General features: G+C 59.3%; 20 protein-coding genes. 4 read left to right on the forward strand and 16 right to left on the reverse strand.

Translation table 11 applies throughout. From position 1 onward, the window contains the following. The first annotated feature begins 7 nt into the window (after positions 1-7). The 4 genes from Q0063_RS01145 to Q0063_RS01160 all read left to right on the forward strand — a co-directional run bounded on the left by Q0063_RS01145 (position 8) and on the right by Q0063_RS01160 (position 3,815). Positions 8-1,051: a BMP family protein gene (locus Q0063_RS01145; RefSeq protein WP_297870126.1), complete on the forward strand. Its 1,044-nt coding sequence runs from the start codon at positions 8-10 to the stop codon at positions 1,049-1,051. A 107-nt stretch (positions 1,052-1,158) separates the two neighbouring features. After that, positions 1,159-2,235 carry an ABC transporter permease gene (locus Q0063_RS01150; RefSeq protein WP_297870127.1) on the forward strand — a complete coding sequence of 359 codons (1,077 nt, stop codon included), beginning with the start codon at positions 1,159-1,161 and terminating at the stop codon, positions 2,233-2,235. Further along, complete coding sequence (locus Q0063_RS01155) at positions 2,235-3,170, forward strand: ABC transporter permease (protein ID WP_297870128.1); 936 nt, start codon at positions 2,235-2,237, stop codon at positions 3,168-3,170. The genes Q0063_RS01150 and Q0063_RS01155 overlap by 1 nt, the downstream gene beginning before the upstream one ends. Before the next feature lie 15 nt (positions 3,171-3,185). Further along, entirely contained in the window at positions 3,186-3,815 is a 630-nt protein-coding gene (locus tag Q0063_RS01160) for a flavodoxin family protein (protein ID WP_297870129.1), read from the forward strand. 166 nt (positions 3,816-3,981) lie between these two features. Here Q0063_RS01160 and folB read toward each other — a convergent pair whose 3' ends face one another. The 16 genes from folB to Q0063_RS01240 all read right to left on the reverse strand — a co-directional run bounded on the left by folB (position 3,982) and on the right by Q0063_RS01240 (position 21,818). Continuing rightward, positions 3,982-4,428, reverse strand: coding sequence for a dihydroneopterin aldolase (gene folB, locus Q0063_RS01165; protein ID WP_297870130.1), 447 nt, complete (start codon positions 4,426-4,428; stop codon positions 3,982-3,984). 19 nt (positions 4,429-4,447) lie between these two features. Next, the gene (locus tag Q0063_RS01170) at positions 4,448-5,782 is read right to left on the reverse strand and encodes an amidohydrolase family protein (RefSeq protein WP_297870131.1); all 1,335 of its coding nucleotides are present in this window, start codon (positions 5,780-5,782) and stop codon (positions 4,448-4,450) included. A gap of 69 nt (positions 5,783-5,851) precedes the next feature. Beyond that, positions 5,852-7,207: an amidohydrolase family protein gene (locus Q0063_RS01175; protein WP_297870132.1), complete on the reverse strand. Its 1,356-nt coding sequence runs from the start codon at positions 7,205-7,207 to the stop codon at positions 5,852-5,854. 22 nt (positions 7,208-7,229) lie between these two features. After that, positions 7,230-8,321, reverse strand: a complete 1,092-nt coding sequence (locus Q0063_RS01180; RefSeq protein ID WP_297870133.1) for a dihydroorotate dehydrogenase — start codon at positions 8,319-8,321, stop codon at positions 7,230-7,232. 31 nt (positions 8,322-8,352) lie between these two features. Continuing rightward, positions 8,353-8,802: a (2Fe-2S)-binding protein gene (locus tag Q0063_RS01185; protein ID WP_297870134.1), complete on the reverse strand. Its 450-nt coding sequence runs from the start codon at positions 8,800-8,802 to the stop codon at positions 8,353-8,355. After that, positions 8,799-9,590 (reverse strand): xanthine dehydrogenase family protein subunit M, encoded by a 792-nt coding sequence (locus Q0063_RS01190; RefSeq protein ID WP_297870135.1) that lies wholly within the window; start codon positions 9,588-9,590, stop codon positions 8,799-8,801. The genes Q0063_RS01185 and Q0063_RS01190 overlap by 4 nt, the downstream gene beginning before the upstream one ends. Continuing rightward, positions 9,577-11,910, reverse strand: coding sequence for a xanthine dehydrogenase family protein molybdopterin-binding subunit (locus Q0063_RS01195; RefSeq protein ID WP_297870136.1), 2,334 nt, complete (start codon positions 11,908-11,910; stop codon positions 9,577-9,579). Before Q0063_RS01195 ends, Q0063_RS01190 begins: the two co-directional genes overlap by 14 nt. A 206-nt stretch (positions 11,911-12,116) precedes the next feature. Continuing rightward, complete coding sequence (locus Q0063_RS01200; RefSeq protein WP_297870137.1) at positions 12,117-13,301, reverse strand: YgeY family selenium metabolism-linked hydrolase; 1,185 nt, start codon at positions 13,299-13,301, stop codon at positions 12,117-12,119. Between the two features lie 41 nt (positions 13,302-13,342). Further along, positions 13,343-14,074, reverse strand: a complete 732-nt coding sequence (locus Q0063_RS01205; protein WP_297870138.1) for a GntR family transcriptional regulator — start codon at positions 14,072-14,074, stop codon at positions 13,343-13,345. Between the two features lie 143 nt (positions 14,075-14,217). Further along, the gene (locus Q0063_RS01210) at positions 14,218-14,847 is read right to left on the reverse strand and encodes a hypothetical protein (RefSeq protein WP_297870139.1); all 630 of its coding nucleotides are present in this window, start codon (positions 14,845-14,847) and stop codon (positions 14,218-14,220) included. Beyond that, positions 14,844-15,821 (reverse strand): methenyltetrahydromethanopterin cyclohydrolase, encoded by a 978-nt coding sequence (locus tag Q0063_RS01215; RefSeq protein WP_297870140.1) that lies wholly within the window; start codon positions 15,819-15,821, stop codon positions 14,844-14,846. The genes Q0063_RS01210 and Q0063_RS01215 overlap by 4 nt, the downstream gene beginning before the upstream one ends. A gap of 10 nt (positions 15,822-15,831) precedes the next feature. After that, positions 15,832-16,467: a flavodoxin family protein gene (locus tag Q0063_RS01220; RefSeq protein WP_297870141.1), complete on the reverse strand. Its 636-nt coding sequence runs from the start codon at positions 16,465-16,467 to the stop codon at positions 15,832-15,834. Positions 16,468-16,490: 23 nt separating this feature from the next. After that, complete coding sequence (locus Q0063_RS01225) at positions 16,491-17,834, reverse strand: amidohydrolase (RefSeq protein ID WP_297870142.1); 1,344 nt, start codon at positions 17,832-17,834, stop codon at positions 16,491-16,493. 156 nt (positions 17,835-17,990) lie between these two features. Further along, positions 17,991-18,977: a pyrimidine reductase gene (locus tag Q0063_RS01230; protein WP_297870143.1), complete on the reverse strand. Its 987-nt coding sequence runs from the start codon at positions 18,975-18,977 to the stop codon at positions 17,991-17,993. A 6-nt stretch (positions 18,978-18,983) separates the two neighbouring features. Then, positions 18,984-20,513 carry an ABC transporter ATP-binding protein gene (locus tag Q0063_RS01235; RefSeq protein ID WP_297870144.1) on the reverse strand — a complete coding sequence of 510 codons (1,530 nt, stop codon included), beginning with the start codon at positions 20,511-20,513 and terminating at the stop codon, positions 18,984-18,986. Positions 20,514-20,756: 243 nt separating this feature from the next. Then, the gene (locus Q0063_RS01240; RefSeq protein ID WP_297870145.1) at positions 20,757-21,818 is read right to left on the reverse strand and encodes a BMP family protein; all 1,062 of its coding nucleotides are present in this window, start codon (positions 21,816-21,818) and stop codon (positions 20,757-20,759) included. Positions 21,819-21,840: the final 22 nt, after the last annotated feature.

Consider the following 21,840-nt stretch of genomic DNA (forward strand, 5'->3'; position numbering starts at 1 on the left):
GGATCGTATGAAAAAGAAGTCGTTTTTTGCTGTGACCATGTCCATCACTCTGCTGCTCACGCTGCTGGCGGGATGCAGCGACCCCGGCGCCGGCAGCGGTGGCGGCCCCTCCGGCGGCGACAGCGCCGGGCAGACCGGCGGCGAGGCCTCCAGGCTGAAGGTGGCCTGGATCTGCGACGGCGTTCTGACCGACGGTGGCTGGAACACAAACGGTTACGAGGGCATGCAGAAGCTGGCTGAAGAGTACGATCTGGAAGTCAGCTATCAGGAGAACGTGCCCCAGACCGACGTGGGCGACGTGTTGCGGAACTACGCCAGCGAGGGCTATGATATGGTCCTCTCCAATGAACAGTATCACTGTGAGCCCATGGTAGAAGTGGCTGCGGACTTTCCCAACGTAACCTTCGGTTGCGTCAACGCCTATGTGTCCGCCGAAAATATGATTGCCTTCAGCGGCACCCTTTGGCAGCACAACTACCTGGCCGGCGTCATGAGCGGCATGGTGACCAAGTCTAACAAGCTGGGCCTGATCACCTTCTCAACCGACTCCGACTCCGCACTGACCTACCTGAGCAGTTTCAGGGCCGGCGCCCAGTCCGTAAATCCGGATATTGAGGTTGTCCATGTGGCCACCGGCAGCTTCAGCGACCTGGCTGCCGGCAAGGAAATGGCCACCAGTCTGATTGACCAGGGCTGCGATGTGGTCTACTGCAATTCCGGCGACTGCAACGCCACCGTAATGGAGCTTTGCATTGAGCGGGGGGTCTACACCATCAGTGCCATTGTGGACCGGAACGGCATGTCCGACGAATATGTTCTCGGAAGCACCGTCAACTTGCCCAGCACCCAGCTCCGCATGATGGTGGAGGGCAAGCTGAGCGGAACCCACACCGGCAATGTCACCCCCATTGTCGGCGGAATCGAGGATGGAATTGAGGCCTTCCTGGTGAATGAAAGCCTGCAAGACAAGCTGGACGCATCCGTCTTTGAGGCAATCGACGAGGCCACTGCCGAAATCATAGCTGGCAATGTCACCGTGGAGCTTCCCTGACCCCTGAGCGGCACAGGAGAGGAAACATCCGCCTCTTCGGAGATAAAAGCTGGATACGCGCTGGGAGAAATTCTCTCCCAGCGCGGGACAGAGTTGGAGGTCTGCCCATGCACAACCAGAAATTAAAGGCGTTCCTGCGGAAACGGAGTTTTCTGATCACGGGCGGGATGGCGCTGATCGCCATTTTGCTGGCTATGCTGGTCGGCGGCGTGCTGATCATGCTGATTGGGATTGATCCGATTCTGGCATACCGGTATTTTTTCTATGGCGCTTTCGGCAACATCTACGGATTTGGTGAAACGATCAACAAATTCACGCCGCTGCTCTGCTGTGCGCTGGGCTTTTCCATTGCGCAGAAATCCGGATTTTTCAACCTGGGCGGCGAGGGCCAGTTTTATGCTGGCGCTCTGTGCGCTGCTCTGGCGGCAGCCAACATGGGCAGCGCCTCCCCCATCGTGGGAATCGCCCTGCCGGTTCTGGCGGGCATCGTGGGCGGCGCGGTGCTGAGCAGCATCGCCGGCGCGCTGAAAATTCTCTTCAATGCCAACGAGCTGCTGAGCACCATGATGCTCAACTATATCATGCAGTATCTCATCGCGCTGCTGGTCAGCGGGGCTCTGAAGAACCCTAACAGTTCCATGGAGCAAACCGTCCCCATTCCGGACCCGGTCCGGCTCCCCGCCCTGATGGAGGGCTCCCGTCTTCACGCCGGTTTTTTCATTGCCCTGGCAGCGCTGCTACTGGTGTGGTTTCTGCACCAGCGAACCGTACTGGGCTTCGAGATGCGCCTGTCCGGCATGAATCCCAAATCCGCCCGATACGCAGGCGTCAACGAGCGGCGCTCCCTCATCATTGTCATCCTGGTATCCGGAGCCCTGGCGGGCCTAGGCGGTGCACTGGAGCTCCAAGGCAACCAGTATAAGCTGATGAGCGGCTTTTCCAACAATTTCGGCTTTGACGGCATCGGCATCGCGGTGATGGGCCAGTACACGCCCGCGGGCATTTTCCTCTCCACTCTGCTCTTCGCCGCGCTCCGGGTAGGCACCGGCAGCATGCAGCGGGGCGTAGGTGTGCCGACACCGATCCTGTATATCCTACAGGGCGTCATCATCATCTCAGTCATCGTCAGCAACTACTTTGTCCGCCGCATCAAGGATTCCTTGGTAGAAGGGAGGGACGCGTAATGCCAGTATCTCTGCTGGACACGACTCTGGGCATGGCGGTCCGGATGTCTACGCCGTACCTGTTCGCCGCGCTGGGGGGACTTCTGGCCCAGCGCAGCGGCGTCTATAACTTCGCCCTGGAGGGCATGATGCTGGGCGGGGCCTACTTCGGGTATTTCTTCACCCTGCTGACCGGGAATCTCCTTCTGGGCATCCTGGGGGCCGTCATTTTCGGCCTGCTCTCCGGCTGGCTTCTGGCCTTCATTTCCATCCGCTTCGGCGTCAGTCAGATGGTGGTGGGGCTGGGCATGAACACCCTATTCATGGGTCTTACCAGCTTCTGTTCCCGGCTTCTGAGCAACTCTCGGGACGGCAGCGCCCTGAACCTAGACCGTCTAATTGGCAATATCATCAGCGGCCCCGCGGCAGAAATTCCAGTCATTGGAAGCGTGTTGTGCAGTCAGAACCTGATGACCTATCTCATCATTGCTCTGTTTGTGTTCTATGCCTGGTTTACCAGACGGACGGAGTACGGCCTGGCCCTGCGGGCCGTGGGCGAGAACCCCGCTGCCTCCCAGACCGCCGGCATCAATGTCTTCCGTTACCGCTATCTGTCGGTCATCATCTCCGGAGCACTGGCCGCTCTGGGCGGAGCCTACCTGACACTGACTCAGGTCAGCCGTTTTTCTGAAAACATGACCAATGGCCGGGGCTGGATTGCCATTGCCGCCATCTGTCTGGGCCGCTGGTCTCCTGCGGGCACCTTTTTCAGCTGTCTGCTGTTCGGCCTGGCCTCCGCCGCGTCCAATCAAATTCAGGTGCTGAATATTGGCATCCCCTATCAGTTCGCCTTAATGGTTCCTTACATTCTGGCCATTCTGGCCTTGGTCAGCATTCAAGGAAAGTCCTCCCACGGGCCGGCCGCCCTTGGCAAGCCATATATGAAAAACCGCTGAGAGAGGAGTACTCAAATGTCAGTTAAAATCCTGGGTATCTGCGGAAGCTACCGGCGGGCGTCCACCCATGCCGTTTTACAGGCGGCTTTGGAGGAAGCGGCCCTGCAGGAGGGGGTGGAAATCCGCCTCATAGAGCTGCGGGGAATGGATATCCACGCCTGTGTGGGCTGCAACCGCTGCATACGGGAGAAGGTCAACGCCTGTCTCTCCTTCGACAGTAAGGATGATATGCGGAAGCTGTTTGACGCTTTCCTGGAGTCAGACGCCTATATCATCGCAACGCCCGTTTACGGCATGGGCATCACGCCCATCCTGTCCGCCGCCTTTTCCCGGTTCCGGCCCAACTTCCTTCTGTCCCGTGAAAATCCGGACATGAACCTCTATAAGGTAGGCGGAGCCATTGCCGTGGGCGGCGCCCGGAACGGCGGCGAAGAAAGCGCCGTCAGTTGTATCCACGGCTTCTATCACACCAAAGGCATCACCGTGGTCAACGGCGGACTGGGCGCGTACAGCGGCGGCTGCGTCTGGAGCCGGGACCAGGGGGCCGAGGGGGCTATGGCGGACGAAATCGGCATCCGCCACGCCCGTGCTCTGGGCCGCCGGGTGGCCAAGGCCGCCATAGTTATGAAAAAGGGCTCCACATAACCGTCCTCTTGTGTCGGGGGCCTTCCCCACGGTACAGGCAAACGGATAGACCGCACCCTCCGGCTGAGCCGGAGCGAGACGAGAAACAGAGAAACGGCATGGTCAGAAGACCATGCCGTTCTTTTTCCGGTTTCAGTGCCGCGCCCGCCACCGGGCTCCCTCTCACTTAATCGGCATATCCGCCGTCCTGGCGCTCCAGGGGATTGATGCCGGTATAAGGCACGGCGTTTCCGTCGCTGAGCGCCCCTTTGCCGGTGCGGGTAATGGTGCAGCCGGTATATTCCACAATACCACCGATAGCCACAAAGGGCTTTTTGACGGTGACGGTCACCTTCTCCACCGCGTCGCTGGCGTCGAAAATCTCATCGGAAATCCGCTGTGCGATGCGCTGAACCATTTTGTGCTGCTCGGTGGTAACCACCTTCTTGGCAGCCGCATACAGGGTCAGGTAGCTGACGCCGGTGGAATAATCATCATCCTGACACTTGCCGGTTTCATCAGACTCGGCCGTGATATCGACCACAAATTTCGCGCCGAATTTGTTTTCCTCCGGGAAATAGCCGTGGGTGCCCCAGAACTGCATGCCCTGGGCAATTGTAACGCAGTTTGTCATAATCGCTTCTCTCCTTCCGTCAGTCTGCAAGCTGATAGGGCTGGCCCTTCCAGAAGTCGCGGACGCAGTCCTTGAACTCCTGACGGATGCGGGTCTCGTCCAGGTGGATAGCGCGGCCGTCCCTGGCCACCAGTTCTCCGTTGACATAAACCTCCTTGATATCCTCGGGCTCCTTGCGCCAGAAGACCTCCTGCACCACGTTCTCCTCCCGCAGGTAAATGGCGGCGGAGCCGGTAAGAATCTGGAAGTCAGCGCTGTAGCCGGGCCGGAGGGCGCCCACGTCGGTGAAGCCCAGGCCCTTTGGCCCCATCTCCGTGGCAATCTCAAAAGCCTGGAGGGGTGTCAGGGCGTATTTAGTGTAGTTCTTACCCATCTGCATCAGGGCCAGATACCGCATGTTTTCAAAGAAGTTGCCTTCTCCGTTGTCGGTGCCCAGGCCTACGTTGATGCCGTTTTTCAGCATGTCGCTGACAGGGGCGATGCCTGCGTTGCACAGGGCGTTGGACCGGGGCTGGGTGGAAATGCCCACGCCCAGAGTGCCCATGATGTTCAGCTCCACAGGCTCCATGCAGCTGCATTGGTTGGCCCAGGCCTTGCCGCCCTCCCAAAAACCAATCTTTTTGTAGAGCTCGGCGGTGGTCATGCCGTATTGGTCGAAGCAGCATTTATCCTCATCGGGTCCTTCGTTCATGTGAATCTGGATATATTCGTCCATATCCCGGGCCATGCCAGCGGCCTTCATCAGAAACGGCACAGAGCAGGAGAAGGTGGTATGCGTGCAGATGGTACCCCGGATATCCCGGCTGCCGGTCTCCCGCATAGCCAGAATGAAGTCCTGATTTTCCTTCAGGTTTACCTCTCCGTTTTCGGTGCTGATTCGTTCGTTGGACTCCAGGGACAGCACGCCCTTGATGCCCGCCTTCCGCAGGACCTTTTCCTCGGTCAGCAGACGCTTGCCGGCCTCGGCAAAGGGGGCCTCCAGAATATCGTTAATCAGGGTCACGCCGGTCTTCAGGTGCTCCAGAGAGGCATATTCAGAGGTGATGCGGATGGTCTCCAGCGTCTGGCGGTTCTCTACCACCGGCCACCAGAAGTCCTCCAGCAGGGGCTTGAGGCTCAGGTTGGGCTCCACCGCGCCATGTGCGATGGTCTCATACATATGGGTGTGGGTGCAGGCAAAGGTGGGGCAGACAATATGTTCCCGGGCGTCAATGACCCCCTCTTTGCCCATCAGCTTTTCATTGGGTACGATTTCCACGATTTTGCCGTTTTCGATGACAAATCCGTGGCCCTTTTTGGCCTCATTCGCGGATACGATCAGCCATCCGGCCATGATTCCAGTCGTTTTCGCCATAATTTCACAAGTCCTTTCTGATGTCCTGATTGATACGGTTATCGGTTTATCGGCGTTCTTCGCCGGGACTCACTTGGTGAAGAGGAAGGTTCCGCTGCCCTTCTTCGCGGTGACCACACCGTTTTCCATGACCACCTCGCCGCCCTTGATGGTGCGGGTGCACCTTCCCCGGAGGGGAAATCCCTCAAAGATGGAATAGTCGGTGGCTCCGGCTACGTCCTCCATGGTATAGGTCCAGGAGAGGGCGGGGTCAAAAAAGGCCAGGTCCGCGTCGCTGCCCACGGCGATGACGCCCTTTTGGGGATACAGGCCGTAAAACTTCGCGGCGTTGGAAGATGTCATGCGTACGAAGGCCTCCATGGACAGCCCCCGCTTCAGCACCGCTTCGGAAAAATAATACTGCATCCGCGTCTGCACGCCGTCCACGCCGCAGGGGACCGTCTCGTAATTGGTTCCCAGCTTGTACTGTTTGGAGTAGGGGCAATGGTCCGTAGACAGGATGGAAATATCCTCCCGCAGCACCGCCTCCATCAGGGCGTCGGCGTCCTCCCGGGCCCGGAGGGGCGGGTTCATGGTGTACAGCGCGCCTCTGGGGCCCTCCATGCTCTTCCGGGTGAACTGCATGTAGTGGGGGCAGGATTCCAGGATAAACGACTCGTTTCCCGCCATGCGTTCCCGGCGGCGGATAGCGGCGGTCTCCCTGCTGCTGGCGTGGGCGATGCAGAGCCGGGTCCCGGTCTCCCTGGCAATGGCCAGCACGGATTCCACGGCGATCTTCTCAGCAATGTTGGGCCGGGTCAGAGACAGGGCCGTCATGTCGGAGGACTCCGGGTGGAAACGCTCCTTCATGCAGTCAATGATGCTCTTTTCCTCTGCGTGAACCAACAGGGTCCCCTTGTCGTGAATGACCTCCATGATGTTCCGGAAATCCCCCGGCAGCAGGGAGGTGCGGGGATAATAGGTATAGGCCTTAAAGGCGGTAATGCCCTGGTCCAGAATGTCCGGAATCCGGGGCAGTTCCCGGCGATAATCCTCAGTAAAGGTGTAGTGCAGGGCATAGTCCACGGCGCTGTCCCGACCGAAGTCTTTCCGGACCCGGATACACTCCAGGGGATCCTCTCCTTCGCCCGGCTCACAGAAGTCCACCACCGTGGTGGTGCCGCCGGCCAGGGCAGCTTTGGAACCGGTATAGAAATCGTCGGCAATGGGCACAGAGCCGAAGCCGCCGAAGTGTACGTGTCCGTCTACGCCGCCGGGGACCACATACTGTCCCCCGGCGTCGATAATCCCGCAGCCGGGATAGAGAGCGGAAACGTCGCAGTCCGGAGCCAGAATGGCCCGAATCTTCCCGCCGTCCAGAATCAGAGACACGGAGGCAACCCCGTGCTCCAGGACGGCTTTGCCATTGATGACCGCAGTGACCATAGAGCAAGCTCCTTCCTCCGTGTTACCGGATGTAAATGGCTTTCCTCGGGCACAGGCCGAAGCAGAGTCCGCAGACACGGCACTGCTCCGGGTCCACGTGCATGCCGCCCTGCCCGTCAAGAGAACGGGCCCGGTAGGCACAGGCGGTGACACAGCGGCCGCAGCGGGTGCACTTCTCCGCGTCGAAGCCGAAGTCGGCGGGTTTTTTTTCCTCCAGGCCGCCCTTGCGGAGTGTCAGGCCGGAGACAGAGGGAATATCGGGATAGCCGTATTGGTCCATCAGGGCGCTGAGCTTTTCCGTCAGCTCCGTAAACACGCCAGGTCCCTTCACAATGGCGGCGGTGCACACGCCCACGGCGGTGGCGCCGGCCATCAGCATCTCCAGGGCCGCCTCCGCATTTGTGACGCCGCCCAGGCCAATGAGGTCCTTGTCCGTATTAATAGCGATGTCATGAACATACCGCAGGGCGATGGGCAGGATGGGCGCGCCGGTCATGTAGCCGTATCCATTGCCGCCAATCAGCGGGCGGCCGGTGGCGATATTCACCCGGTAGGTGGGCCCGATGGAATCAATGGCGGTGATGCCGTCGGCCCCCGCCTCGTCGCAGGCCCGTGCGATGATCTCCGTATCTTTCCAGTTTCCATTGACCTTGGCAATGATGGGAATTTTAATCGTTTTCTTGACAGCCGTCAGCAGCTCCACCAGGTCCGCCGCCTCGGTGTATCCGTTGACCAGTTCGATCATATCCGCGCCGGTCTCCTCCGCCATGGAAGCAACCTCCAGAGTCTCCTCCAGACCGCCATAGCCGTAGACGCTGGCAATCAGGGTCTTGACGCCCAAATCCTTGGCCCGCTTGATCTCATAATCCCGCCAGCGGGTCATAGGCATGTCGGAGCCGCCTTCGTTGTTCAAAAGGCTCATGTTCCCGTTGGAAATCATGTGCCGGGTGGTGTTCACCGCGCCGCTGATGGTGATGGACTTGGTCACAACAGCCCCGCAGCCCGCCTTGGCGCAGGCCGCCAGAGCCTCCGCGTCCCAGCCGCAGGGACCGGAGCCCAGCACAAAGGGGCTGTCCAGCTCCCTTCCGCAGAGCATCGTTTTCAGGTTCGCCATAATCGTTCTCCTTTCTCTCGCCCCCTGGACGTCAGGGCATTTGCAGGTATTCCAGAACCGCCTCAATCCGCACAATGTAGCCCGTGCAGCGGCAGAGGTTTCCATTGAGATAGGCCTTGACCTCGTCATAGGTGGGATTGTGAAGCTCCCTCTTCAGGGCGTAGGCCAGCACCACGAATCCGGGGGCGCACCAGCCGCAGCCTTCGCCCCCCAGACGGGTCAGGCAATCCACAATTTTGTCCGCCTCCTCCTCCAGCCCCTCCACGGTGACGATCTCCGCTCCGTCCGCCCGGACGGAGAGAACCTCGCAGCTAACCATAGGCTTCCCGTTCAGCAGCACCGTGCAGGTACCGCAGGCCCCGTCGCCGCAGCTGATTTTCACCGAGGGACAGCCGTGAGCCCGAAGGGTGTCCGCCAGATATTCGTTGGGAGTGACGTCCCACTCCTGCTTTTTCCCGTTCAGTGTGACTTGAATCTTCATTGGGCCAGCTCCTCAATTCCCCGCCGGGCAAACACCCGGCACAATTCCCGCCGGTACTCCGCCGAACCCCGGTAATTGCTGCCGAAACGGTATTCGGCGGCGATATTCTCCGCCAGGGTGGCGGCTTCCTCCCGGGCCACAGGTCCGCCGTTCATGACAGCCATGGTCCTCTCCGCCAGCTTCGCCCGGCCTGGGAAGGCGCCGGCGGATACAATCCAGTTTCCTCCTGCCCGGCTCATGGCCAGGCAGAAAACAGAATAGTCGCTGTAGCTAAGCCGGGCCATTTGGACCACGGTGCGGCGTCCCTCTTTCGGCAGGAGAATCTCCACCAGAATATCCTTCTCCAGACGCTCCTCTTCCATGTAATCCCTCAGGGTCTTAACGCCCCCGCGGTAAAACCGCAGCTTTGCGTTCATGGCCAGCAGGGTGGGAATGATATCGGAGAAACCGAAGCGGGAGGCTGCATGAGCCCCGATGGTAATGGCATTTCGCAGCTGCACGCCGATGAGATGCTCCATGGATTCCCGGAGCGCAGGCCCGAATTCCCGCAGGATGACCTCGCTGGTCTCCACCGTCCGCAGGGAGGTATACGCGCCCACGGCCACCTCCGTATCCATCTCCCGAATGTAGTCCAGGCCGCAGGCCGCCAGATCGATGGCGGTTCCAATTTTAAGATTGGTCCGCTTAAGAAAGGTGCAGCCCCCCAAAATCCGATTGGCCTTTCCCTTCATAAGAAGGGCATAGGCTTCTTCCAGCGTATCAGGCTTCACATATTCACGAATCTGCATGGCCACCCTCCTTTTCCTGGATTGCCTTCAGCACCTTTTCCGGCGTGATGGGGAGACTGTCGAAATGGATGCCCAAAGCATTAAACAGCGCGTCGGAAATCGCAGGGGCCGGAGAGCCGGTGGCGATTTCTCCCAGGGACTTGGCGCCAAAGGGCCCCGAAGGCTCGCAGCTTTCAATAAACTCGATGTCCAGCAGAGGCATATCCATCTGACAGGGAATTTTATAGCTCTGGAGATCCCGGTTCAGCATCCGATAATCCGTTTTGCCGTATTTGATTTCCTCAAACATGGTCATGCCAATGCTTTGGGTAATGCCGCCCATGGCCTGAATGCGGGCGTTGCCGGGGTTCAGCACCCGGCCGCAGTCTATGGCGGAGGACATCCGCAGTACCCGGTAGACGCCGGTCTCCCTGTCCACCTCCACCTCCGCGCAGCTTGCCACATAGGGACTGGGGGCAAAGGTATCCGGGAAGGAAGCGCCGACCACCAGCGGGTCGCCGCCGCCCCAGTAGAAGCCCCATTTGTCAGCAAACTCAATCAGGTCCATCAGACGTTCCCCGTTCTCCCGGTAAAAAACCTCATCCCGGAACACCAGCGGCTCATTCTCCGGCAGTCCAGAGGTTTCCCGCACGCTTTTCCAAAGCAGCTTCTTCATCTTCTCTGCCGCCAGCTTGGCCGCGCCGCCGCAGCGGTAGACATTGGAAGAGGCGTAGGTGCCTGGGTCAAAGGGCGTGCAGGCGGTATCCGCCGCGAAGAGATGGATGTGGTCCGGCGATACCTCCAGCACCTCCGCCACAATCTGGAGCATAACGGTGTTGGAGCCGGTGCCGATGTCCGCGTGTCCCGAAAACACGCAGAAGGACCCGTCGGCGTTCATGGCGATATTTACATTGCCCCGGTCGACGCGGGGCACGCCGGAGGCGTGAGAGGCGACGCCGATGCCCACGCCCCGGACGATGGTTCCGGAGGGCGGCGTGGCGTTGCGCTTCTCCTCCCAGCCAATCAGCTCCATGGACCGCTGGATGCACTCTGCCAGGGTGGAGCTCTCCACATAGGCCGGGTCGTCCTCCATCCATCCGTTCATGACAGGGTGGGAATCCCCCACCCGGGCAATGTTTTTCAAAAAGACCTCGGAGAGGTCCAATCCCAACTCATCAGCCAGGTGCCGGGCCGCCACGTTGAGCAAAAAGCAGTTCTGCGTCGCCCCAAAGCCCCGAAAGGCACAGCCCTCCAGCTTGTTGGTGAATACGGAATACTGCCGGATCCGCATAGCGTCCACCCTGGGGAACAGGGAATAGGAATTTTTGATGCCGGTTTCCAGCACGTCTTCGGAAATTTCCGAATAGGCGCCGGCATTCTGGATGCCGCTGGAGTCGATGGCCCGGAAGGTCCCGTCCCGGTCGGTGCCGACCGTGAGCTCCAGCATGTATTCGTGACGGGTGCCGATGGTGGCCATGGCCTCCTCCCGGCTGAAAATCAGCACGGCGGGGCGCTTGGTCAGATAGGTCACCAGGGCGCACCAGCAGTAGGGACTGAAGATATTCTTGCCGCCGAAGCCGCCGCCCACCTGGGTCTTGATGACCCGCAGCTTCCTCCGGTCGATGCCCAGGCTCCGGGCCACATCCTCCTGCATGGCGTCCGCCGCCTGGGTAGGGGCGGAGATGGTCAGAAAACCCCGGTCATCATAGTAGGTATAGCAGCGGTGTGTCTCCAGCTGGGTGTGAATCTGCTGAGGTGTGTAGACCTTCACATGGGTCACGTGATCGCATTGGGCCAGGACGCCTTCAATATCGCCGTATTCCCGGCAGCTGTAATGGACCTGGTTCTTTTGAGGCAGGTAGTGCCCCGCCAACTGGGGCTGAATATACATCTCGTCCAGGTGGTCCCCATGGACCACCACATCACTGCCCAGCGCCTGGGTAAAATCCATAACGGGCCGGTGGATTTTCCACTTGATTTTCAGCAGCCTCCGGGCCCGCTCCGCCGCCTCCTCGGTCTCCGCCGCCACAAGAGCCACCACATCCCCCTCGTACCGGCCCACCCGGTTCAGGACATGGCGCTCAAAGGGGGTGTAATTCCATCCGAAATTCGTGATGATTCCGGTGTCCTCCCAGGTAAACAGCCGGACAAATCCAGGGACCTTCTCCGCAATTCCGGAATCCAGCGATTCCACCTCGGCGAACGGATAGGGACAATGAACCGCCTTGACAACAACAGCGTCGGAACGGACCTGGTCCGCCATGTACAGCGGGTGGCCCAGGCCCAGCGCCTTGCCCTCGATCCGGGGAGTCTGTTTTGTGATGTATTTAAAGTCGCTCATATGTCTCTCCGTTCAGGCGGAGTGCTCCGCCGTTTAATCGTCGCCGTATCTGAAAAGAGGCAACTTCTTCTTTTCAGCACTGCAGTATTTGTACTGAGGCAGAGCGGCCAGATGGCAGACTTCACAGGCAGCGCACGGCGCACAGGATGCGTCGGCGGGCTCCGCCCGCCTTGAAAACCGCTTAAAGGTTTTCAAATGCGCCAACCTTATCTCAGGAGAGCCTTCATAATGGCATAATAGCTCTCTCCCGCCTTGGTCAGCTGCTCCACCTCGATATATTCATCGTCAGTGTGAGCCAGGTTCTCCCGGGAGGGTCCCATACCCACAGTCCTGATGCCCGCCTCGCCGGCGTAGTGGCTTCCGTTGGTGCAGAAGCTGTACTGGGTGACCTCCGGGTTTTGGCCGATGGCGCGGAGCTCCCGCAAAATATCCTGTACAAAGGGGTCCTCCTCGCTGTACAGCCAGCCGGGGAAGAACCGCTCACTCCGGATTTTCTCGCCGGTGTAACAGGTTTCCTCTCCTACGGCATAGGAGACCTGGACCTTCAAACCGAGGTCCTGCTTCATCAACTCGTCCAGCAGGACCTGAATGGGGGCCAGAACGCTTTCCCTGGTCTCTCCCACCAGCAGACGGCGGTCATAGGTGGCCCGGCAATAGGAGGGTACCACGGACGCGCCGGGATAGGGGGCGGATTTGATGTCGGTAAGCTCCAGGATGCCCTTGCCCAGCACCGGGTGCTCCGTGGGCTTCAGTGTGCGGATGGCCTCGATGACCTTGCACATGCTGTAAACCGCGTTGACGCCCTTCTCCGGATTGGCGGAATGGGCGGGCACGCCGAAAGTCTCCACCACAATCTCCGCCCGGCCCCGCTGGCCGATTTTCAGATTACAGAGAGAGGCCTCGCCGATTACCACGTAGTCAGGTTTTACGAGCTCACTGACGCTGCGGGCGGCCACGCCCTCAAAGCACTCTTCGTGCACCACGCCGGCAACACAGATCTCGCCGGGAAAATCCTTTCCGCAGTCCTCGGCAAAGAAGCCGGCGGCGGCGGTGAAGGAGGCAACAGCGCCCTTCATGTCGGAGGTGCCCCGGCCATAGAGCTTCCCGTCCACAATCTCGGGATTGAAGGGGTTGTGCTGCCAGGCCACGGGATTGGCCACGGGGACGGTGTCAATATGTCCGTCAAACAGGACCTTTTTCCCTGGGCGTTTCCCCACAATTCTGCCGATGACATTGCCGTACGAGTCCGCCTGTACATCGTCAAAGCCGTGTCCCCGCATGTACTGTTCCAGTTCCCGGGCCACGCCGCCCTCCTGGCCGGAATAGCTCTGATGGGCCACCAGCGCCTTGGCCAAATGAACAATCGCTTCCGTTCTCTCGGCGTTCAGCATACCGAATTTCTCCTCTCAGCTTATAAATTCCCAATCTATGCCTATATTTTCTTGCGCACAATCATGTGCCGGATAACGCGGTCCATGAAATACTCCTCTGAGTACAGCACCGGCCTGGAACGCAGGTCATAGCCCACCTCTCCCAGAAACAGCAGCGCACAGGTCAGAGGAACCTCCAGCGCCTCGGCCACCTCCTCGGTGACAGGCAGGGCCCGCACCTCCGCCAGATTGGTTTCCACGGTGACGTGGCTGCAAAATTTGTCTAGGAAGTGGAAAATAGGCGGCTCAAAGTCGGCTTGACAGAAATCGCAGTCCGTCACCAGGACCATGGGCAGATAGTCGATGCAGTAGATGACCGGCTTACCGTCCGCCTTGATGAGCCGGGAAACCCGCAGCACCTCGTCCCCCTCTGAAATTTTCAGCTGCGCTGCCACCGCCGCCCCGGCGGGTTCCGTCCGGAAGCGGACCAGATCTGTCTCCGCCCGCTTCCCGTTCATCTCCAGCGTCTGGCTCAGCTCAAAGTTCAGGTCCATCCGGGTCTCCACGTGGACGACATGCTTGTTGATCAGCGTGCCCACCCCGTGCTTGCGGATGACCCAGCCCTCCCGCTCCAGCCGGGCCAGACACTCCCGGATGATATTCCGGCTGACCTGAAACCGGTCGGCCAGGTCTACCTCGGGAGGCAGGGAATCCATCTCCGAAAATTCACCATCCTGAATCTCGTGCAAAAGTAATTTTGTAATCCGCTCGGATAACTGCTGTGTCTTTTCCATAGTGGTCTCTCCTTCTTCCGGCAGAATGTGTTCCAAAATAGGTTCTACCTATTTGAATCATACCATCCGCCCCGAGAATTGTCAACCAATTCCAGCAATTCAGACATCTGTTCTCCAAGAGAAATCACAAAAAATCAAGGATTTCAAATGTTTTTCAGTCCCTCCAGCAGTCTGGCCTGGTCTACGGACCCGGTAATCCAGGTGTTGGCGGTGGCCATGTTCTGGACCTGAAGCAGCCCGCAGGGACCCATTTGCTTCATGCTGCACTTCAGCGTCTCATCCTGCCGGCAGCGGACCCACAGCGTGTGAACCGCGCCAAACCGCCAGCTGTCTGCTTCCCGTTTCAGGGTTACAGATAGATCGTCGCAAAGTGGGGCAAGGGGGATGGAGGACCAGGAGAACTCAGCGGAAATACCCAGCTCCGTCAGGACGCGGACCGTCTCCTTAAAGGCCCGGTAGGTCACAGCCGCCGCGCCGTTCCGGCGCAGCAAAAAGACACAGCCCTCCGGCAGGCTGGCCGGCCGTTCATCCGCCAGCACCACCATACCATATTTCCAGCGCTCCACAGATGCGCCGTCTGACTCCGTCACCATGGGCAGGGACAGCTCCGCCGGATTATCCAGACGGATTTCCACCGTGGGCGTCCTGTCCCCGCCCAGCATCCGGCAGTCAAAGGACAGGTCGGCTGCCTCGCCGCATAGGGCAAAGATCATATCCAGAGCGCCCTGCCAGGAGCTCCGGTTTTCAAGGTCCAGATCCGTCACATGGTTCATAGCGTTCCTCCGTCTCCCAGAAAGGCCTTTTCCAGGGTCTCATAACCGATGCGCCCTGTGGTGAAGCGATTTCCTGTTGTGATGTTGAAGAAATTAATCTTACAGGGGGCATCCCAGTCCCGGGGCACATAGGCCCAATTGTTTTTGCAGCGGGCAAAGAGCTCCTGAAAGGGGATGCCATAGACATCCTGATTCTTGGAAAATGGAATGTCCGCCAGCATGGCACTGATGGCTTCGTCGGCACATCGGACCGTGAGATTGGTCTCCTGACCGTAAATCAGGCAGTCGTTCACCCGGCCGTAGGCAACGGCCTCGTCATCCACCACCGACACCAGCGGCGTGGTGGCGTTGCCCTCCAGAATCTGGCTCATGGAAAAGCCCCGGTCCGCCACGGTAGGCATGGCCTGTTCCACATTCCGGGCGCAGACCTGCACCGCACCCACCATGCAGCCTGTACGAGCCGCCATGATGTAAAGCCGGTTCGGAGAGATGCCGCAGGCCTGGGCAATCCCCTCCGCCAGCTCCTCATCCGGCATCTCCGTGGTCTGGACGCCGGCGACCGCCTTCTGGGGGGTGGGGTCCCGATAGGAGACTAACTGAGCAAAATGGTCCGACCCCCGGATAGACCGCACCGGGCCGGAGATTACCTGCAAGTCCCCCTTCCAGGGCACCTTGGTGGCCGCCACATAGGAGGCCATTTCGCACACGCCGGGATTTTCTGTAAAGACCCGCAGGCCAGGGACCAAACAGCGCTCCAGCTGAATCATGGTAAAACTCAGGCGGCCCAGGCCCCCCATGCCCACCTCGGCAAAATATTTCCCCGCCCGGAAGCCGCCTTTGCAGCGGATACCCATATCCAGAACAACAGCTCCGTTTTTCAGACGGACGACCTCAATATTCAGCCGGTTCGCCTTGGGGAGAATCTCCTCCTCAATGATGCAGGCCGCCGCCTCGTTGACGCTCCAATGCTCCATATGCGCCTCCTCACTCCCGGGGCCTGCCGGCCTTCAGGGCCTTGGCCGTCAGCGCCAGCTTTTTGCCGATGATTCGGGCGCTCTCCATACCCTTCTCGTCCTCGGCAGCCCCCTGGGTCATCCGGTCCTGACTCCAAACCGCGGCGCCGGCATAAACGCCCAGACCACCGTTTACCACCGGCATCCCCTGGGTGTGATAGAAGCCCAGAATGGCGTTGATGGCGCTCTCCTGTCCGCCGTTGCGGGTACCGCCCACGGCCAGCGCTGCGCCGGGGGTATACATCCGCAGAAACGGGTCCTCCCTCTGATTCAGATACTCCGCCCGGAACCGGGAGAGGAAGGCGCAGAGCTGGGGTGTCATGCCCATCTCATAGACCGGCGTGCCCATCAGGTAGCCGTCATATTTGAAAAAGCCCTCATTCCAACTGCCCATATCGTCGTCATAGACCACGCAGCGGGCCACGCCCTTTTTCACACAGCTGTTGCAGCCCATGCAGGGGGCGATTTTCTTCCCCTGGAGATAGAGCACATCCACCTGCACATCCGCCACCGTCTCCGCCCCCCGCTTTGCCTCCTCAATGGCATAGGCCGTGGAGGCCTTTCGGGGACTGCCGCAGACAAACAGCAATTTTGTGGTTTCTTCCATAGGATGTTCCTCCCTTTTCAACATCAGACCTCCGCCATAAACTTCTTCATGGCCGCTTCCACCTCCGCTACCACAGCACTCTCCTCCAGGCCGCAGGCAAACTGCCCCTTGTGATAAACAATGCGTCCGTTGACGAGGGTGGTTTCCACATTCTCCTGACTGGAATTATACATCAGTGTGGCCAGAGTATCAAAGTTCGGACAGGATCGGAGATAGGCGGGATTAAAAATAAACATATCCGCCAGCTTTCCCGCTTCAATGGAACCCAGGTCCGGCCGGTGAGCGGCTTTGGCTCCGTTGATGGTGGTAAAATCCAGCATGTTCTGAGCCGTCATGCAGTCCGACCGCCGGGTCCCCACCTTTTGCAGCAGGAGGCCAATCTTCAGGCTCTCAATCATATCCGAGGAATTGTTGCTGGCCGCGCCGTCAGTGCCCATGACGATGTTCACCCCCTGTTCCAGCATGGCCGCCACTGGCGGGATGCCGGAGCCCAGATAAGCGTTGGAGGCCGGGCAGTACACCGCATTAACGCCGTTGCGGACAAAGGCGTCAATCTCCTCTTCCTTCAAGCAGACGCAGTGAACGGCGGAGAGGCGATCCGTCAGAACGCCCAACTTCTCCAGGGTCTCCACTACAGGGGTTCCCCAGTGCTTCATTGTAAAGGCGTTGTCCTCCTCCGTTTCCAGAATGTGCATAGTGTAGGGAATGCCAGTGGACCCGGAGTAATCCGCCATGGCCCGGTACAGGTGTTCCGTGGTACCCCAGGGCACAGATGCCCCGGACCAAATCCGAATCAACGGATGGTCTGCATATTGCCGCACCAGAGCGTCTGTCCGGCGGATGCACTCGTCCGCTGGGTGAATAAAACCGGGAAAGACATTCATCTCAAGACCGGTGTCGTGGTAACAGTCCATATAGATGCCCCGGATGCCCACCTCCTCCATGGTCTCAATGCAGGCGTGGGGAAGTTCGTCGTTATGCTGGACATAATTGAAGTCCGACAGAGTGGTGACGCCGCATTTCAGGCTCTCCATTGCCGCCACCCGGCAGGCCAGCCTTTGGAGGGAGGCCGTCATGGCAGGACCGCCCCGGAGGGGCGCCGCCTGGAGCCAGGCGATGAGATTCAGGTCCGCCCCCAGCCCCTTCAGAAGAGACTGAAAGATATGGACATGCAGGTTCTGCATCCCGGGGAACAACGCTTTCCCTGTGCCGTCCAGCACCGTGGCGGCGGTCCAGCCCTCCAGCTTTCCCACAGCGGCGATGGTATCGCCCCGAACGGCCACGTCTGTATTTTGCAGAACGCTGCGGCTGGAATCCTGGGTGTAAACCGTGATATTGCGAATCAAAAGATCAGCATGCTTGTTCATACGTTGTTACGCTCCTCGTTTCTGGCTGAATCGGCGGGGCCGGCGGACTTGGCGCACGCAGCAAAAAGTCTTCCCGGCCCACGTCCTATAAAAATGTCAGCAGCCGGAGGACTGCTGACATTGGCTATCGCAGTTCTCTCGCGTCCCTGGCGATAATCATGATTCATCAATTGCGTCATAGCGGATTTTCTGTCTGGTAAACAGGAAATTCCGGCGATGAATGCCCACGCTGACCAGCTCCGCGTGAGGATGATTTTTCCAGGACTTTGGAAATGCGGCACCGGGGGACATGGCGCCGCCCACATAGACCATGGAGTAATTGATAAAGTATTCGTCAAGGCACCCATTTTCCATCAGAGCGCCGCAGTAGCTGGGCGCTTCCGCGCAGATGGTCTCCATGCCCAGACGGCGCAGGACATACAGCATCAGCTTCATGTCCGGCTGGTTCCCGGTTCCAGTAACAATGACGGGCACCGTGTCGAAGTCCCGGTCCAGCGCCGGCAGCTCCGCCGCATCCACCTGCTCCCGGACAGTGAAACCACCTGCCAGAACATGCTTCAGGGGGCTGTTCTTCTGGATGTAGTCCCATCCGGCGGGTGAGGTGGCAATGATGTTTTTCAGCCTGTCCGCAGGGTCCACCTGGAACGCAATGTGCTCAAAGGGGATGTCCGTGCTGTCCAGACTGACGAGAATCTCACAGGGCTGATCCCGCTTGCCCAGGACCTCCTGCCGCTGGCGGAACAGATCCTCATCCATGCAGTAGTTGATATAGTTGGGCTCGTTCTGCAGGGTGTTTGCGCCAACAATCAGTCCGTCCGCGCTGGCCCGCAGCAGATTCAGACACCAGAAGTCTCCTGCGCCGCCAGCGGGGTCCAGGTAATTGCACTTGGCAATCAGCGGCCCCTGCATGTTGTCCATAAAGGCCATTTTTCCGTCGGCGCTCAGCACAATGGAGGACACAATGTAGGGTCGGTCCGACCCGGGCTTGGGGAACACCACCGGCGTGGTGTAGTACGCGCCGGCATCTGGCAGGGATTTCGCCCCCTGGGAGGCCTGCTCCAGCTCCTCCAGCAAGTCCGGGCTGCGGTAGAGCTCCCTGATTTTCAGGTCATCCTTTGGCGTTTGAAAATAACTCAGCCTCATACCAGCTCAGCCCTCCTTGCCAACGGTCTGCGCCGCTTCGTCCCGCTTGCCCGCCATCAGCAGGCCCAGGCGCTCATAATTGGCGTCCTTCCGGTCCATCTCACCCAATATGACGCCCTCATAAATTACGCCGATCCGGTCGCTGAGAGAGATGATCTCGTCCAGCTCTGTGGAAACCAGCACCACCGCGCACCCGGCGTCCCGCGCGGCCATAATCTGTTCGTGAATGAACTGCGTCGCGCCGATATCCACACCCCGTGTGGGGTGAACCGCGAAGAGAAGACGGGGCTGCTTGTCCAGTTCCCGCGCCACCACAACCTTCTGTTGGTTGCCGCCCGAAAGAGAGCTGACAGGATTGCCGGCGTCCGGCGTTTTGATGCCGTAGTGTTCAATCAGGTAGCCCGCTTGACCGTCCACCTTCTTCCAATCTAAAAACACACCTTTGGTGAATTTCTCATCATAAAATGTATCCAATACCAGGTTATTCCGTATGGGCATCTTCATCACCACGCCCATACCCTGACGGTCCTCGGGAATGTGCGCCACGCCCTTGTCCAGAATCTGTCGGGGCGTGGACTTCGACATGTCCTCTCCGCCAATCAGGACGGTCCCAGTTTTTTTGCACAGGCCCACAATGCCCCGAATCAGCTCGCTCTGTCCGTTGCCGTCTACACCTGCGATGCCGTAAATCTCGCCGGCGCGGACCTGCATATTCAGGCCCCGGACGGTCTCCACGCCCTTGGAATCCTTGGCGTGCATATCCTTTACCTCCAGCATGGTCCCGCCCAGCTTCTGTTCGCCCCGAGCGACCTCGAAACTGACCTCCTTACCCACCATCATGCTGGCCAGCTCCCGGGCGTTGGTGTCGCAGGCGTTGACGGAGCCTACCACCTTGCCCAGATGGAGAATGGTGATGACCTTGCTGATTTCCATAACCTCGTTGAGCTTGTGGCTGATGAAAATAACCGCCTTATCCTCCGCAATCAAATTTCGGATGGCTACAAACAGCTCCCGAATTTCCTGGGGCGTCAGAACGGCTGTAGGCTCGTCCAGAACCAGCAGGTCGCAGTTCTTATACAGCGCCTTGAGAATCTCAACCCGCTGCTGCTGCCCCACCGTCAAAGAGGATACCTTGGCGTAGGGATCCACCAGCAGACCGTATTTCTGAGAGATTTCCAGAATGCGGGCGGCAACCCGCTTTTTGTCGATAAAGGCCTTTTTCTCATCCAGACTCAGGATGACGTTTTCCACTACCGTCAGTGTGGGAATCAGCATGAAGTGCTGGTGCACCATGCCGACACCGCAGGCGATGGCCGTTTTGGGCGAATCAATCTCCGTCTCCTTTCCGTTGACGAAAATTGTGCCGCCGTCGGGCTTGGCCAGGCCGTAGAGGACATTCATCAGCGTACTCTTTCCAGCGCCATTTTCACCCAGCAGCGTATGAACCTCACCCCGCCGGAAGCCCACGGACACCTTATCGCAGGCGACGGTCCCCGGATAGATTTTAGTAATTTCCTTCAATTCGATAAAATTCATGCGTACACCGACCTCTCCGTTTTAATCCCATAGTCCCTGCCCGGAAGAACCGCCGGCAAACTGCCCGACGGCGTCTGTTTTTTTCCCTCTGTCTCTCTGTGAATATTCCTGCCGTCCGAACGGTCGGGAGCTTTTTAAAAAGCGGCGTTCAGCGGAGGCCGTGCGGAGCGGAGCGCTCCGCACGGCATATTCCTAAATTCCGCTGCCCACCCCGGCAGGGCCGCCCCTGCCTTTCCGGGCCGCTTATTTTACCAGGGTTTCCAGGTCTACGCCGTCGTAGGACTGCTGCCACAGGTTCTGAAGGGTGGTCTTCTCCTCGTCGGTCAGCAGGTCGGCATACTTGCCGGCATAATCGGTCAGAGTAATCACGCCGGCGGATGCACCCATGCTGACAAATCCCGGCTCAACGGTTCCCTCGATGGCCTGCTCAACGGCGACCTCGATGCCCAGCTGCGCGTCCTGAATGACGCTGATGAAACAGCTTTCGCCCAGCAGAGTCTGGTCGGAGACAGCGCCCACATTCATCAGGCCCAGCGCGTCGCACTCCTGCACAGCGCCTACGCCGCAGGCGTCCGCGTTCTGGGTTACGATGTCCACGCCCTGCTGCTGCAGCGCGTCAACGGCCTGCTTCGCCTTCAGCGCATCATCATAGGAGCCGGTATAAACGGTGATGACCTCGCACTCCGGGTCAACGTATTGAGCGCCGGCCCGCACGCCGTCGGCCCAGGCGATGATGGAGTCAATTTCGTTGGAGCCCACCGCGCCGATCTTCTTGGTTTCAGTGGCCATGGCGCAGGCGACGCCATTCAGGAAGCCCAGCTGGAAGGTGGCAAAATCAATGCCGGTGAGATTGGGCTCCTGGCCGGACTGGGCGCTAGTGCAGATAAAGGTGATGTCGGGATATTCCTGGGAAACCAGCTTGGCAGCGTCCAGGAACTCCGCGCCGTGGGAGACAATGATGGTATAGCCGGCATCGGCATAACCCCGCATGGTGCTCTCAAAGTCGGTGGCGGGAATGGACTCGGAGTAGTTTACCGTGGCGCCGGGATACTTTTCGGCAGCCGCGTTGGCGGCGTCCGCCGCCATCTGGCTCCAGCCGCCGTCATTGGCGCTGCCGGAGAGCATCAGGCCGATTTTCACGTTGCTGTAGTCCGTGTCCCCGCTGCTGGTCTGAGCATCGCCGGGCTGCTGGGCGTCTCCGCCGCCTGAGGCCGGGGGATTGCTGGAACCGCCGGAGCCGCCGCAGCCGGCCAGCAGGCTGACCACCATCATCAGGGACAGCGCAAGAGCAAATACCTTCTTCATTGTACGTTCCTCCTTAACATAG

This window comes from uncultured Oscillibacter sp., assembly GCF_947654275.1.
GTDB lineage: Bacteria > Bacillota > Clostridia > Oscillospirales > Oscillospiraceae > Oscillibacter.